Annotated in this window: 13 protein-coding genes; 2 read left to right on the top strand and 11 right to left on the bottom strand. The window is 56.5% G+C overall.

What is annotated here, in order from left to right:
• Window positions 1-24: 24 nt before the first annotated feature.
• The 9 genes from AC0L7L_RS12795 to AC0L7L_RS12755 form a co-directional block, all read right to left on the bottom strand.
• Window positions 25-960 carry a toll/interleukin-1 receptor domain-containing protein gene (locus AC0L7L_RS12795; RefSeq protein ID WP_473509386.1) on the bottom strand — a complete coding sequence of 312 codons (936 nt, stop codon included), beginning with the start codon at window positions 958-960 and terminating at the stop codon, window positions 25-27.
• Window positions 961-976: 16 nt separating this feature from the next.
• Window positions 977-1,213: a DUF2188 domain-containing protein gene (locus tag AC0L7L_RS12790; protein ID WP_473509384.1), complete on the bottom strand. Its 237-nt coding sequence runs from the start codon at window positions 1,211-1,213 to the stop codon at window positions 977-979.
• Between the two features lie 213 nt (window positions 1,214-1,426).
• Complete coding sequence (locus tag AC0L7L_RS12785; protein WP_473509382.1) at window positions 1,427-2,395, bottom strand: hypothetical protein; 969 nt, start codon at window positions 2,393-2,395, stop codon at window positions 1,427-1,429.
• The gene (locus AC0L7L_RS12780; protein ID WP_473513919.1) at window positions 2,350-4,020 is read right to left on the bottom strand and encodes a DUF3696 domain-containing protein; all 1,671 of its coding nucleotides are present in this window, start codon (window positions 4,018-4,020) and stop codon (window positions 2,350-2,352) included. The genes AC0L7L_RS12785 and AC0L7L_RS12780 overlap by 46 nt, the downstream gene beginning before the upstream one ends.
• A gap of 246 nt (window positions 4,021-4,266) precedes the next feature.
• Window positions 4,267-5,214 (bottom strand): restriction endonuclease subunit S, encoded by a 948-nt coding sequence (locus AC0L7L_RS12775; RefSeq protein WP_473509380.1) that lies wholly within the window; start codon window positions 5,212-5,214, stop codon window positions 4,267-4,269.
• Complete coding sequence (locus AC0L7L_RS12770) at window positions 5,211-6,737, bottom strand: type I restriction-modification system subunit M (protein ID WP_473509378.1); 1,527 nt, start codon at window positions 6,735-6,737, stop codon at window positions 5,211-5,213. Before AC0L7L_RS12770 ends, AC0L7L_RS12775 begins: the two co-directional genes overlap by 4 nt.
• A gap of 4 nt (window positions 6,738-6,741) precedes the next feature.
• Window positions 6,742-9,651, bottom strand: coding sequence for a type I restriction endonuclease subunit R (locus AC0L7L_RS12765; protein WP_473509376.1), 2,910 nt, complete (start codon window positions 9,649-9,651; stop codon window positions 6,742-6,744).
• 97 nt (window positions 9,652-9,748) lie between these two features.
• Window positions 9,749-10,135, bottom strand: a complete 387-nt coding sequence (locus tag AC0L7L_RS12760; RefSeq protein WP_473509375.1) for a hypothetical protein — start codon at window positions 10,133-10,135, stop codon at window positions 9,749-9,751.
• Complete coding sequence (locus tag AC0L7L_RS12755; RefSeq protein ID WP_473509374.1) at window positions 10,132-10,986, bottom strand: BrxR family helix-turn-helix transcriptional regulator; 855 nt, start codon at window positions 10,984-10,986, stop codon at window positions 10,132-10,134. Before AC0L7L_RS12755 ends, AC0L7L_RS12760 begins: the two co-directional genes overlap by 4 nt.
• A 473-nt stretch (window positions 10,987-11,459) precedes the next feature.
• On the opposite strand from AC0L7L_RS12755, the gene AC0L7L_RS12750 reads away from it, so the two are divergent.
• Both AC0L7L_RS12750 and AC0L7L_RS12745 read left to right on the top strand, forming a co-directional pair.
• Window positions 11,460-11,705 carry an antirestriction protein ArdA gene (locus AC0L7L_RS12750; protein WP_473509373.1) on the top strand — a complete coding sequence of 82 codons (246 nt, stop codon included), beginning with the start codon at window positions 11,460-11,462 and terminating at the stop codon, window positions 11,703-11,705.
• Between the two features lie 448 nt (window positions 11,706-12,153).
• Window positions 12,154-12,768, top strand: coding sequence for a metallophosphoesterase (locus AC0L7L_RS12745; RefSeq protein ID WP_473509371.1), 615 nt, complete (start codon window positions 12,154-12,156; stop codon window positions 12,766-12,768).
• Between the two features lie 260 nt (window positions 12,769-13,028).
• Here the strand turns inward: AC0L7L_RS12745 and AC0L7L_RS12740 are convergent, their stop codons facing one another.
• Together AC0L7L_RS12740 and AC0L7L_RS12735 are read right to left on the bottom strand one after the other, a co-directional pair.
• A complete protein-coding gene (locus tag AC0L7L_RS12740) occupies window positions 13,029-13,343 on the bottom strand; it encodes a nucleotidyltransferase domain-containing protein (protein ID WP_272212331.1) in 315 nt (104 codons plus the stop codon).
• A 152-nt stretch (window positions 13,344-13,495) separates the two neighbouring features.
• Complete coding sequence (locus AC0L7L_RS12735; RefSeq protein WP_473509369.1) at window positions 13,496-15,334, bottom strand: TniQ family protein; 1,839 nt, start codon at window positions 15,332-15,334, stop codon at window positions 13,496-13,498.
• Window positions 15,335-15,369: the final 35 nt, after the last annotated feature.

The following is a 15,369-nucleotide window of genomic DNA, read 5'->3' as shown; positions in this document are numbered from 1 at the left end:
CAGTTCAGGCAACGGAAACGGACCCTAGTCGTCATAGGACACCCCCGCCTGATCCAGAAAATTGGTCCATAGCAGCGCTGACGCCTGCTCCGCTGTCAGCCGCTCATCGTTGGTTTCAAAACCGAAGGGTCCTGACTTGAGGAAAAGCTCGTAGTCGTCGCTCTCGATCGTGAAACCGCCATTGGCGGTATTGGCCGGGGCGTTCTCCTGAAATGAATAATAGATATCGGAGAAGCCCATCGCGCCGCTTTGGCCGTGTACGGTGATATGCGCCGTGCCATGATCGATCGCCCGGTTGATAAGGGTACAGGTAAAGCTGAGCGGCCCGGTCGAGACGTAGCGTGCACGGACACCGTCGATCTGATCCACTTCGGCGACAGCGCCTTCAAAATAGCGCCGCATGATCTCGAATACCTTTGACCGGAAATCGCTGCGGTCGATTTCGTCAAACTCCCGTTTGACGCGGTACCGCGAACCAGAGGCACGAACCGGCGGCATCGGAGCGTCTTCGCGCTCATCCGCCCTGTCGTCGCGCGCCACGACATGGCGCAATTCGGTGACAACATCGAGAAAGGCATTATTCTGGTTGGTCCATTCACTGACCGGCTGACCGTCGCGCGGGAGCGCCTTGAGTTGCTTCAACGGCGAGGACTTCCAGTCGCATGGTTCAACGATAATCGGAACGACGATCGCCTCGCCGCTCTCGTGTCGTTCCAGGGCGCGGCGTAGCTCCCGGTCGTAGCAATAGTCAGAAGCGAGGAAATCGGGACTGACGAGGAGAAGGAACAGCTCGCTCGATTCGATCTGCGCTGTGATCTCGCTGTCGAGGTCGCTCCCCGCGAGAATCTCGCGATCATACCATTCGGTGATTTGTCCCTCGCGCCGGAGCATCGACAAGTGGGTATGAAGGCGCTCAAGCGCAGCCGTGTCGCGATGTGAGTATGAGATGAACGCCTTCATGCCGGTCCCGCCTTTCTCAGTGCTTCTTGTCGCGCGGCGGGAAAGGATCATTTCCCGGGGCGACCGTGTCGGAATCACGCCACCTCCTGTCGCGTCCCTGAATGCGAACTTCGCCGCCGCCGAGATTACTGACGGTCCGTTTGGCTCTTTGCTCAGCTTCGCGCTGCGTATTGTGCACGCTGCTGGCGCGCTCCCCGCCAGGCTCCTTCACAGCCCAGCCCTTCGGATGTTTGGTCACGTAACGATCTACCACCGAGAGTCTCCCTTTACGAAACATTGCTGATACCTACATATAATTTACCCATATAGTTTCTATGTCAATCTAGTTACGATTCCAATCGTCTGGTAGTGCGAACGGGTTCGTTCGACAGGCGCATTGCCGTCAAAATGACCTGTTTTATCAGCAACTTATGAAGAGAGGCCGCCTGCCCACGTCAAACTCAGAAAGCTGTGGGGAAGTACCCCGTTAGAGCCGCGCCACCGCGCCGGTGCTCGATACGAGGAGAATCGGTCCTTCGAGAGTGTAGATTCCAGCGTCCCGCGCAAAGGAATCATAGCGGTGGCGGGAGAGGACAGAACTCATCAAATGCATGTTCGTGGTCTGGTTAGCGCCCTCGGCGGAGTATCCGGCACCGATGGCAATCCCACCTTTCTCGGAGAGAAGATAGCGATCATGAAAATCCTCACCGCCATTGATCTCACGCCAGCAGAAGATCTTCACCTGCAGCCCGTCCGGCACTGTACCGGGGAAAAGATTGGCGGCCTCATTTTCAAGCTCGGCGTTTGCCGGCTTATCCGGATGAAAACGATAGTGAATCTCGCATGAGGCGGCAGGGTTGTTGTCTTTGACGATGCGCAGGCAAGCCTGCAACGTGCGCCGGTACTTCGGGCTGTAGGGATCGAAAAAGGGGTCCACGAACAGGATGCGGGAGCTCAGGCGCAGGAGAAATTCGAGGGCCTCGGAGATCGATGCTTCGTCGCGCGGGACCGCGCGGTCCGGTGCGATAGCCATTAGCGGCATGGCCTCATCGATGTCCCCAGATTTCAGGACCGCCGCATGATTTGCCGGGTTCTCCTGCGCAATGATCGCGTGAAACGGCTTCTCGCCGTGCTGGGCGATTGCGTTATCGAGCCATGTGGGGAGCTGATCGTCGTAAGGGCGGCCCGATTTCATCGAAGCGCGGTTCTTAAGCTGCTTGAGGCTCTCCGTTACCCTGTGTTTTTCCATCGGCTTAAGGTGACCCGCAGCCTCGATCGCCAGAGGAAGCCATTTCTTGGGAAAGAGCGACAGCAGGCGGCCGCGGTCGTAACCGAACTTCTCGCAAAGATAGCGGCAGGTCTGCCAGTCTTCGGCGATCGCAGCGGGTTCGACGGCATATTCATGAAGCATCAGAAAAGCTCCCCGGCGCGCTCCTCGAAAAACCCGTGCGGCCACTGATCCAGGAATTCGCCGTCTTTGTCGATTTCCAGCTGGCGGAAGACGATACCGGCTTCACTGCTCTCGACATAGATCACCGAAAGTTCGTCAGGCGACAGGCCGTCAGTTCCGGGCGGCAGTTCATCGTCGGTGGTCTCGCGTATGCGCCGCAGCAGCCGTAGCAGGATGTGCTCGCTATGCGTTTCGATCAGAAGCGACTTCTCGCTCGACAACTTCTCAAAATCACGCCGGACCGCATGGATGAACAAATCTCCCATCCCGACCTGAATTGCGGGATGAATATGCAACTCGGGCTGCTCGACCCCAAGCACGCTACCTCGGCCGCGCAACGCGGCGACGATGACAGGAATCATCTGGGAGATACCGACACCGACATCACCCGGAGCAACAAGAATGCCCTTCTCAAAATCCCGCAAAGCAATCTCGCTACGCGTGGCAAGGCTGCGATAGAGCTCTTGCAGCTCGCCTATGTCATCTTCCCTCAGCCCCCGTTCAAACATCTGGTGGACAATCCCCGGCACCGGGATTTCTTTGAATTCTACGCGCTCCAGGCGGTATGTCGTTCGCAGGCGATTCTCGCCGGAAAGCCAGAAATTAACGTCCTTCATGAGATCGCCGCGGCGGTCGATGTAGAGCAAATCCCACGCTGCCAGCCCTTGCGCCCAACGCGCTTCATCCGGCGTGACCTGGGGCCGGTAGCTCCTCATGGGGATTTCGCGCAGCGGACCGATATAGGTCATTTCCTTCAGGTGGTTGCGGATCAGCCGCGCCGGTCCAAGAACCAACTCTGACAGCAATGAGCGCAGACCATTGACGCGCGGCGTGCGCTCTTCGATCTCAACCTTCTTGGCAGCCGGATCACGGATATCCAGGACCAATTCTCCATCTAGAGCGGGAAGCGCCCCCAGCTCTGTGTCAACGGCGATACGCAACTGGTCGGCGGGCGTATCCGGCGTGGAGCGGTCGGCAGCAGCTTCACGAGCGAGCGACCAAATCTCATCTTCAAGCGGTGATGAGAGGTCCGCTTGATCGCCGTCCTCGGGCATGTCATCCGGAAGCACAGCGCGGCGCAGGAGTGGATGCGCGAAATTGAAATCTGTCAGTTGGGCCCGCCCCTCGGATGGAGGCGACACGATGGCCGCCAGCGGCTCACCATCGATCTCGACAGCGATGCGCGAAGCATAAGGCGCCTGCTCAAGAGCGCTCCAGCGAATATCAACCTCTAGCCCCACTTCCTGCACGATTGCGTAATCGCGATACTCCTCGCTCTCCCCAACAAGGTATCGAAGCGGCAACTCAAAGAATTCGGGATCGCCAATGGACAGACCGGCATTTAGCGGCAGGCCCTCGGCACCTTGTTCGTTCCGAAGGTCCAAGGCGACCTTAAGTGTGACGGTCCGATCGAGCTCGTGATTGTGCACGAGTGTTGCAAAGCCGCCAAGATCGATGAGGCCGCCAGCAATCGTCCGGTCGGGGTCAACATTGCCGCGTTCGAGTATTTCACGAAGGTAGTGCAACGCCTGCAGGATCGTACTCTTTCCTGCGCTGTTCGGGCCGAAGAGCAGCGTGATTGGCCGCAGGTCAATGCTTTGGCGTGTACCGATCCCTTTGAAATTCCCAATCTCGATCTCGAGTTAAGCGCATCGCGACACCTCAAAGTTCTCCGCGGAAGGCGCGATGCGTTAACGACGAGAAGAGCTCTTCAGACGTTTCCAGGTCTGCCTGCAGATTTCGGGACGCCTCAATCGCTTTCAGGAAAAACCGTCCAAAATCAGTTTGTTCTCCAAGTTTTGGTGCTAGAAACTCAATCTGTTGGAACTTTCCTTTGCTCACCATCCCTTTCATAGAGTTAGTCGAGGCAGCTTGGATCAGCGACTTTCCAACCAAAACTTGGCAATAGAAAAAAAGGGATCCGTGACTTCGTGCGGAATTATGGCGTTTATCTGCTGGTTGAACGCAACTTCACGGTCCGCCAACGCAGCGTTGCCAATCACGCTCGGACTTCCCGCAATACAGGTCACAAGTGTTGAACCAGCGGGTGCGATTCGTCCAATAACTCTCCCTCGTTCGCTGAGACGCTCAGCGGACGGAGTTAAGAAATGGCTTGGCGTGTTGATATTATCTGACTTTATCCACTCAATGGCGTCGCCATAGTAGTCGGGATGCTTTCTCGGGGGCGTATTGCCCGTAACCACTCTGCCGAAGGCGCTAATTGGCGCAGTCAGTAGACTTTTCTCGTTTGTTTGTGGCGTGCCGAACCGGGCTACAAACTCTGCCGCAATCAGCAAGTCAATGTGATCCAGTGCGCTTTGACGTTTGCGTCGAATAGCGTCTGCCTTGTCGAGGGTTTCAGCGATGCGCCGCTGTTCCTCCAGTGGAACCGCCGGCACTCCCACCTCAGCAATATCGCTCACGCGGATCGAAGGATAAGCTGGGTCTTTGATAAGGCGCGACGGTGGGTGCTTCCGAAGCCAATGGGTAAGGAAACCTGGATCATACTTCCCAGTAGGCACCAAAGCAGCAAGATGGCTTACCACGTGCGCCGGTTCAGGCAGCCGATAGACTCGACCGAGCATCGCCGACATTCCACTCTTCGCAAACACGATCGTGTCTTTTGGATAGATACGGAATCGTTTCCGAGCAGCCGTCGACTGCGGGAGCTTCTCACAGTCCGCAAGTGTTCCTCCATTGAGCAGATTTTCAAGGCTGCCAGCGCGAATAAATGGCAGGCCATCCTCTGCAAATTCATTGGACTTCGGGGCGGGTTGACCTGCCGAAACGTCGACGACAGAGCCAAGCGAACACGTTGCGGTCATCGAAGCATTTCCTCAAGCTCGGCGAGATCACTAGCAATCTCGTCGTTAAGGGCTTTCATTCGCTCGAGTACCACCTGAGGCGGATCATATTCCTCCTCCTCATAGACATATTTCTTGTAACGGCCCAGGGACAGCTCATAGCCGGCTTCTCTTATCTCTTCCGCAGAGACATAGAATGCTTTGGACGTTCGATCGCTATCGATGGCCGGGCTGCGGGAACGCCAGCGGGCGAGGCAGTCGGGCAAATCGTTCTGCGGAACCGGCTCCCGCTTGTCGTCGAGCGAGCGACCATCGGCCTCGACGTCATAGAAGAAGACGTTGTCTGTCCGTCCGCCCTTCGTGAAGACGACGATACCGGTAGAGACGCCTGCATACGGCTTGAACACGCCGCTGGGCAGCGAGATCACGGCTTCCAGCTGGTTCTGATCCACCAGGAGCTCGCGCAGCTGACGATGCGCGCCAGATGAGCCGAACAGCACGCCATCGGGCACGATGGTCGCTGACCGGCCGCCGGTTTTCAGCATGCGCAGAATCAGCGCGAGGAAGAGCAACTCGGTCTTCTTCGTCTTGACCTGGCGCAGGAGGCCGGAGTGCACGTCCTCGAAATCGAGGCTGCCTTTGAAGGGCGGGTTGGCGAGGATGACGTCGAAGCCCTCACTCGCCTGCCTCGGAAACTTGTCGGTGAAGCCGGTGCTCAGCGTATCCTGATAGTGGATGCCGGGGTCGTCGACCCCATGCAGCATGAGGTTCATCGCTGCAATACGCAGCATGGTGGAGTCGAAATCGAAGCCGTGGAACATGCCGTTGCGGATGTGCTCACGCGCCTTATCATCGAGTCGATCGCCAACATAGATTTTCTCAACCGCCTTGGTCTCAGGATCGGTTTCCACGATAACCGCCTCGGGTGAGGTATAGGTCTCCAGCAAGTAGTCCATAACGCCGACAAGAAAGCCGCCAGTGCCACATGCTGGATCGCCGATCGTATCCGTCGGTTTCGGCTCGAGCATATCGACCATCAGTCGAATGATGTGGCGGGGCGTGCGGAATTGTCCGTTGATGCCCGCTGTCGTCAGTTTGCTCAACAAGTATTCGTAGACATCTCCCTTTGTGTCGCCTTCTGTCAGCGGTAGCTCGTGAATCAAGTTGACGGCTTTCACCAGAAGACCGGGCTTCTGGATCATGAGTTGCGCGTCTTTCATGAATTCCGCGAAGGCGTTGCCACTGGCGACGGTCGAACGAAAATGCGGGAAGACTTTGTCGCGCACCAAAGGGAGCATCTGATCGGAACCTAGATGCCGGAACTGCGACCAGCGTAATTGCTGCTCATCCTCTTTGAAACGGCGCTGAAACGGCTTACCTGTCCGCTTCTGACGGTTCTCATCACGCGCTTCGTTAATATCGAGAAGACGCGCATACATTAAGAACGTGATCTGCTCGATCACGGTCAGAGGGTTCGTAATGCCGCCCTGCCAAAATTCCGTCCAGAGCGCATCGACGCGCCGCTTTAGATCCCCCGTGACCACTGTATTAATTCCTCTCGTTCGGGTTTTCTTCGGGACGTTCTTCCGCCCTCGGGCCGAAAGAACGTACAATTTCAATTAGATCGGTTAGATCACTTTCCTGTTCAAACACGCCGTCGGGACCGTCCGCGTCGATCACCGTGAAAGGGTCGTCGTACAGCCGTTCAACCTCAATCGTGCCGTAGCGAGCGATGTGGTTCTGCAGAAGGGACAGGAAGCGGGTCTGCTTCGCGCTCAGCTTTGGATGCGACTGCGCGAAGGCGGTGAACTTTTCGCGCACCGCTTCGGGGTCCATCCCCACGATCATCCGGATGGCGAGATAAAGCGGGCCAGCCAATTCGCTGAAAAACTCCTCAAGATGCTCGCGACGGACATCCGGGTTTTGGGTAAGGATCAGCGATACAAGGGAATCGATTTCCTTGTCCGATACCGTTTCCCCCGCCCGGATCTTCCTGAGTACCGGATTGCTATCGAAATGCTTCTTGAGCTCAGATTCCACGATCTGATGATAGGCCCTCATGTCTACCGATTTCAGACTTGCTGATCGGCGTGCGTACTGCACCTGGCTGGCATCTTCTGTAACGTCGATAATCTTTGGCGGAACACCCTGCGAGCCGCCCTTTGCGCGGTGATGCATAATCTCCCGGAGTTCCAGCCGGGCCAGTTCAAGGTCCGCAACACTAGCACCGGACCAGAACGTGCTTGCTTTCACGTGCTTGATCGTTTCCGCCTTTTCGCGCACCGGATTGAGGTGCATCTGAAGCGCGGCTAGGCGGTCCATCAACTCGAGCTTTAGATCAGCAAGAGCTCCCGAGCCCCGTAGAACAGCGAACTGCATACGTGCGATCAGAAGATCGAGGGCAAGAGCGTCACCCAAACCACGAATGTTTCGCCACTGCATTAGCGGTGCGATCTCCTGCCTGAGACGGGCGACGGTCGCGGGAGCGAATGCCTTGAGCACCTCAGGTTTGGAAAGCGCGCGCTTTTCTTTCCACTTTTCCCGCACAGAGATCGACTCTTCCGGGAGTGCGTTGATGTCCTTAGAAACCAAAGCGATGATCGTGTCGAAGACAGCGGGTTCGCTCTTTTGGAGCGCCGTCTCAGCCAGCGTCAGCCGCTCTTCGAATAGAAGCTGCGCGAGCGGCTTACCCTGCGCCGGCTCCGCTGGCTTGTAACCCATCTCGAAACGGGCGAAGTTGCCCCAATGATCGAATATGCGGAAAACGCGTTTATCCTTGCCCGGCCCGAATAAGTCAGGGCAAAGACGCGTTCCACGCCCAATCATCTGCCAGAACTTCACCGGCGATTTGATCGGCCTTGCGAATACGAGATTGACGATTGCCGGGATATCGATGCCCGTATCGAGCATATCGACCGAAATAGCGATCATCAGATCGTTGTTCGTTCCCTCGCCTTTGAAATCGTCGATGAGCTGCTCAGCTCTGGGATCGTAGTTGTCGATGACCTGGCAAAACTTCCCGGCGTACTGCGGGTACATTTCGTCGAAGAGCTGGCGAAGCAGCATTGCGTGTTCATGGTTGCGGGCGAAGATGATGCTCTTGCCGAGAACTTGACCGGTCGTATCGGTAATGCCGTTTTCCATCAAGTTGCGAAGGATCGCCCTGTTGGTATCCTTGTTGTAGATCGCCTTATCGATTTGTTCAGACGAAAAATCGTACTGCGCAGGGTCTTCCCCCTGCGCTTCTAATTCCTCAATCTGGGTGGATGAGAGGCCCTTTAGGGTGATGCCCTCACGTAAGAATTGTGTCGTGTGCTCGTAAACCTCGAATGGCGTTAGGTAACCTTCTTCGACAGCCTGCTCTAGATCGTAGTTCGACGTCGGTAGCTGTCCTTCGCAACCAAAGAGCTTGAAAGTACTGCGTGTGACGAAATCAACCGGTGTTGCGGTCAGCCCTATCTGATAGCAGTCGAAATAATGAAAGATGTCACCGTAGACGTTATAGATGCTTCGGTGGGATTCATCTGCTATGATAAGGTCAAAAAAGCCGGGATCGAAGGACTGAAAGACCTTCTGAACGGCGGGATAGGTGGCCAGAAACACACGCTCGCTGGCGTTCGACCGAACGTTTGAAGTGAGAATGCGGGTGGGTTCAGAGAGGAAGTCGTTGAAAGCGTTCTTTGCCTGCTTTCTCAGCTCTTTCCTGTCACACAGAAAGAGAACGCGCTTTACCCACCCAGCCCGAATAAGCAGATCTGTGAGAGCTATCGCAACGCGTGTCTTACCTGTGCCTGTAGCCTGAACAATCAGCGCTCTTCGATGCTTTTGCGTAAATCGTTCGGCAACACGTTTTATGGCCTCAAGCTGATAGAGGCGGTTTACGATATCCTCGTTGACCTGGATGCTGTCGAGCGGCTTCTTTTGCAGGCGTTGATAATTTGCGAGATGCTGAAGGCTGTCTCTGGAATAGAACCCGAATAACCGGCGTGGAGGATAACCCTGCGCATCATCCCAGATCCAGATATCAAATCCATTCGTGTAAAAAATCACCGGACGGTGACCAAACTTCTTTTCAAGGCTGTCGGCATAGAGCTTGGCTTGATGGCGACCGCGATTGGCGTCCACGGCTGTCTTTTTGGCCTCAATTACGGCCAACGGATTTCCGTTGTCATCCCAGAGGATGTAGTCCGCGTACCCGATGCCGCTCGTTGTCGGTTGATTGTCGAGCTCAATCTCTTTTCCAACCTCGGCAGAGCTTTTCAATCCCGCGCAGACATCCCAACCAGCGCTCGCCAACAGGCTATCAATCAGACGAGTCCGCGTTTCCGATTCACTGAAGTTCAACTCATCAGCAGATTTCTGTCCGGACCGTGCAATAGCTTTGAGGTCAGCAGCCTCCTTCTCAGCCGCAATTGCTTTCGAACGTGTCTCCTCAAGCTCCGAAAGGAGCGCATCCATCTGCGCTTCCTGGGCAGCGAGCTTCTCAAAAATCCTCCGACGGTCCCTCTCGTCGGTTTGATCGGGTGTCGGAGGCTGGGAAAAGGTACCTAGCTCTTCAGCACTCGCTAGCCCGTATTGAACGCAGAGCCAGCGTGCGAGGTCGTGGGCTTCCCTCAGGAGCCAGAGAGCGCTTTGCGAATGAACGGGCTCCCCATGTGCAGCCTTGTTCCCGTGGATCTCGCAAAGCATGAAGCTTGTCGAGAACGACCTTCGGCGTAATCGCGATGAATGCATCGTTCTTGAGCAGATCGACGAAAGTCGGCTGTTCGGGTTTTGGCAGGCGCAAATCTCGATAAATGTCCTTGGTCAGATTCTCTGCGAATAAACGCAGCTTCACAAGCGCGCTAGCAGGGTCAGCGTGAGCGTAGGATTCAGCAAATCCGCCGAGCCCAGCAAGCTCAGGCCAGTTCGGACGGAGAATCTCAAAGTTGAGCGACTTCATGCAGTCGCCTTCGCTAATGCCGAGGCGAATTCGGACGCATTGCTGACCACTACTGGGATTTCCTGTGGCCGATCTACCTTGTCGGCGATATCGAGTCGCAACCGCTTCTGAAAATAATAGAGTAATGCCATCCGAACGGGAACAGTCACGGCTCCCTCGATCATCTCATAATCCTGCTCAATCACCGCGCGCTGGCTATCACTAAGAGCAGGATTTGCAGTCAGTATGACATCGACAAACTCGTGCCACAGGCGGTCGGAGCTAGATGTTGCGAGTGCTTCCTCGACGTCGCCTGAGTCAAGGCAGCGGGAAAGTATGAAATCCTTGAACTTCCGATCAATGTGGCAGAACGCGCGAACATGCCACCGCAGGCCGTCATGCCCAAAGGCATGCGGAGAAATCGACCGCCACTCGGGGTCAGGGCGCGTTGTGTTCATGGACTGATACTTAATCTTGAGAGCCCGGCGGCCCCGGATCGCGCCAACAAGCTTGCGTAGGACATCGACACGCACGCTTCGGTGGGGCACGGGCATCATGTCAAACGCCGGAACGGCGGCGAGCCAGCTGTCTTCAATAATTCCGGTTAGCGGCTCTGTTTGCAGCTGCGCGAGATACATATCGGCGTGCGGTTCGAGAAAAACCGGCTTGAAATGCGGCGACGCCATGTACCTCTTCGCGCTCTTATCATAGAGCAGGTTTCCGGGTGCTTTTTCTTCGTAAAGCGTGAGATCCTTTGAGGCTTGGGGAACGGACACGCCGAAGTGGTCGATAATGTCAGCGCGATTGATCCCGCTTTCCCAGAAAAGGCGGAACTCGATGAACTCTAAGCGCTTCTCTACACCCCAACGCACGACTGTCTCCAATTTCCGTATATAAACGTTATGAGTATAATTTATATACACATAGTCCGGATGTCAAGCGTCTAATCGCGGCTGCGGCCGAAGCCCTTGCCGGAGCGGCGTCGGCACCCTTGTTTGGTAGCAAGAGGTATCATCGTGATCGGACCGAGACTTCACGCGCTCCACCCTGTCGTCGTCGCCTTCACCACCCCCTACGGCTGCGCGGCGTGATGCCTCGTTGAATTCGCCTCGCATGAGCGTGCGGGCGTAATACTGAACTACGATGACGCCCATTCTTAGAACTTAGGGCCCCGCCCTCGGCACACTTCGAGAGGCTTCCGCCCAGCTTCCTACGCGCCTGCCGCGCTCCGTGCAGCCGGTTCCCCGCGAGGCCTCCCTCCGTTTGCACACCCGGTCTCGGCGACGGCCAGATGGTCAGGCGCGGCGTTCCGCTTCGCTGACCTTCAGACTCGAAGATCAAAGACATGACCAACGTATACGACAGTAATCCCCGCATCTATGTCGCCTGCCTTGCCGCCTACAATAACAGCTATCTGCATGGGGCTTGGATCGACGCGGATCAGGATGCCGGCGAGATTCGAGGGCGTCACGATCAGCGAGTATGCCGGCATCGACACAGTGGCGCGCATGGGCGCTTTCATAGCAGAGCATGGCGCGCTAGGTGCTGGCTTGCTGGGCCGGGTGGGATTCGAACACATACGCTGAAGTAGTTGGCTAGCGCTCGGTCACGACATAAACATCGTCGGCTTACGGGAGATCGCAAGTGGTAATTGAACGACCGAAATGGGGGAGCATACCTGATTGTCTGCTGCGCCATAAAAGCTCAGCGGCCGCGCGTTACAGACAAAAAAGCGGAATTGTCTATAACTCGAATGGCTATTGCTGCAGTTCGGCAATGCGACATGATGCATATGGTTCCCCGACAGGCCGAGACCGCTGAAAGCGGTCATCCAACTCAGTTGCGAACTGGACGAAAGACTAGGTCTGCCCAGTTCTCCCGCAGGGTTTTCGCCGGCCGAGATAAAGGGGTGCCGGGCTGAGCCTACACCCGTTTTCTCGATCACACCTATTGAATCGCGGGCCTGCACTGGTTGCGAAAGCACCAAACATTCTTCATTGTCCCACCGTCGAGATTCGAAGGTGGATACAGGTGGGCTCGTGCGTTTTATCGGTGACATCCATGCAGACGGCGCCGCCTATGCATCCGCGGTCGCCGGAGTTGATGAGAGCATTCAGGTCGGTGATCTCGAAGTTGGGATTGCACGGGAGGAAGACGTAAGGAGATGGCCTTGCCAGCCTGGAAGCGGTCATCGCTTCATCCGTGGCAACCATGATAGCCCGTCCGTATGCCGAAACCATCCGCAATTCATTGAAAGCGGCGCCGAAGGCGACATGTTTTTCGTGAACGGGGCCTGGTCAATCGATCAGGACGATCGCGAGGAGAACAAGGACTGGTGGCCAGACGAAGAGCATAGCCAAAGAGATCTGGACCTCCTCTTCGAAGCCTGGTCCAACAGGCGGCCACGCGTCATGGTCTCGCATGATTGTCCCTGGCGTGTCAGCCAGGAACTCTTCCAGATCATTGATTACTCGCCCGGTCCATCCCGCACGGCGCGTGCGCTTCAGGCGATGTTTGACTTTCACCAACCCGAGGTCTGGGTTTTCGGCCACTGGCACAAAAGGCGAGATCAGAAAATAGGGGCGACACGCTTCGTATGCCTGGAACGAGGTGGCTGGATCGATATCGACCTGACGGCCAAAACTGCGCTATGATGGGTTTACGCTTCACCATCGCTCCCAAGCTGATGTTGCGTTCACCACCTCACGAGGGGGACGAACGACCCGATCTGTTTATGCCGCCACCGGAAACCTATGCGTTTGCCGAAGAGCGCCGCCTTTTCTGCGTCGCAATAACCGCTGAGCCTGGAATCGCAGGTGGATGGAAGTCAGCGACCGGTCACGGCGCGCGACCAGATACGTTTCGGACCTATCGTCGGAGGCCCGGTCTCGCGGGGAAGCGAGAGAGAAAGAACTCAGTTCCCCAGGAGGGCCTCGCATGCCTGCGGCGTCAGATCCGCGGCGAAGTACATATCGAATTCGATATCCCAAGACGCCTGTGCGGCGCTGACTGCCCGGCGAACACGCTGACGGGTGTCAGTGCTGAGATCCCCCATGATCATCAGATCAATATCCGAATGCTCGAGGAAGCTTCCTTCCACATATGAGCCGAACAGCCGATACTCCACTCCGAGATCATAGAGCTTTGCACTCAGTTCCGCCCAGGCCGCGTTTGCAGAGTCTAGATGGGCCTCGCGGCGTTGGAGCTGGATATGTTCAAAGCGCTTCATGCTGCTCTCAGTTGGCGCGTCTGTATAATGCTACCGGTTTTGAAAATCATCGGCCTTTCGACAGCATCTTCACGAACGCCGCAGCATGTCATCAAGCTGAACCTCTATCTCTATACCCCATCGAATGACCCTGGACATAAATCACCTTCCGATCACAAAATCTGCATAGCTGCGGTTCTCAGCCACAAACTGCCGAAATCCCCGCCATCCGGTGCAAAGCGCTCGATCTTCTCCTTCTTAAGCAGCATTCGTAGCGCATTGCTCGACCGCCCGGTTTCCTGCCTGAGAGTTGCAATCGTTACGAAACGGCGATGGAATGCAGCGATATCCTCTTTTGTCATTCGCCATTGGTCTTGCCGTGTTACCGGATGCCGAGAGCGTGTTGCCGGCGTGTGGCCAGCTTCGATCAGGGCGATAAACTCTCCATTGTACCGGAGACCGACAGCGCGTCCGAATTCGGATGCCGACATTTCACCAACTGGCCGATCGTCTTGTGCCCGACCGAGCAGATCAATCTCGGTCTTCTGAAGAACGACGTTGCGAAACCATCGCTTGCCTTCTCTCAACCCGACACGAAAATGTCCGGCGCCGATCAGCTTGATCAGGCCACGCAATGACGTTCCGCTGCGCATGCGCGCATGCAGCATGTCCACCCAGCCAGAATCGTCTGCCGCGACGGGCGTCGCCCCGCGCGTGATCTCCTCCATCAGCTTCACGCCATCTTCGCGGCGCCAGCGTTTCCGGATTTCAGGGGATGAGGCGAGTGGGGTCAGAATATTCTCCGCCACCAGAGCTTCCAGCTCTGTGCGGGTCGCTCCCAGCACGTCGCGCATGGTCCTCAAAGAAACAACATCCGAGATCCGCGCCAGAATCGGGCGGGCGACTTCCGCCGAGAATGTGGTTCGGCGGTCCGACAGCATCCCATTCGCATCGATCACCTCGGCATCAATGAGCAATTTCCGCATGAGCTCTGGCTCCGTGCCGGCCTCCCGGGCGGCCGTGGTCACGGAATGCAGCTTCCTTGTGACGACATGTTCGCCAAGCAGATCAGTGCCGGGATCGATAGGCCATGTGTCCAGAATGATTTCCCGAAAGATACGCCGAATTCGGTCGAGGCCGGTGTCGTTCAAGTACTCATACGCCAACACGGAATAGATCTTTCCGAAAGCGCCGGATGGCTCTTCATAGCCATCCTCCCCGGCCGCCGCCAATTCTCGTATTGCGCTGCGGATCTCTGGCTCGCCGCGGCTCAACACCGCAAAGCCAGCCGCTCGCGCAGCCCTGTTCGTGTCGGCATCATCAGCCATCGCGGTTTGATCGAGCCTCAGCAGCTCGAAACCAAAATTGTAGCACATGATGACGCTGGCCGAGAGCGGCTGGTCTGCGAACCAGGTCGTGTCCTTCCCGCTTTCCAACCTCTGATCCAGCCAAAGGTCGTAGTGGGAGGCTTCGATACGCGGGCGTTCAAACGCTCCGCACTTGATGTCTTCGACAATCCCGTCGAGCTGCAGACCTATATCATTCCGTCTGGAAAAATGCGGTTCTGTCCATAGCGGCACAAGTGGGTGGCAGTGCTTCACGCACACGCATGTATCCCTCAGAAGCCAGTGCCCGCGCATCACTATGCTCTGCAGTGTCGGCTTGCCGCTGTTCTCCATATCTTCTCGAAGACAGATCGGGCAGCCTCGCATCGTCGGATTGCGCACGGCACGCGAGACGAATGCCTCACCACGCAAGACCGACCTGACATCGCCGACTGGTTTGCCAGTCCAAGATACCAGTTCCTCCATTTGCTTCGGCGTCAGCCCTCCGAATTCCGCCACTGCAGCCAGCGGCTCGTCTTCAAAGTTCAGCGCGCGCCGAAAAGCCACCCTCATATCATAACAAAGATCGCCCGTGCTGACGCCCTTGGTCGCGGCAAGCCGCGACAGATAGGAAGGCAGGGTCTCACGCGGGACCAGTGACGGTGCGAGTGGCGGAAAGGTCGACATGGACGCTTCGTTTGATTCTGGATTGAAGACTGCAA

Source organism: Martelella sp. K41-7 (assembly GCF_055808365.1).
The sequence above is the reverse complement of the archived record's forward strand: the minus strand, read 5'-3'. Positions and strand labels throughout refer to the sequence as shown.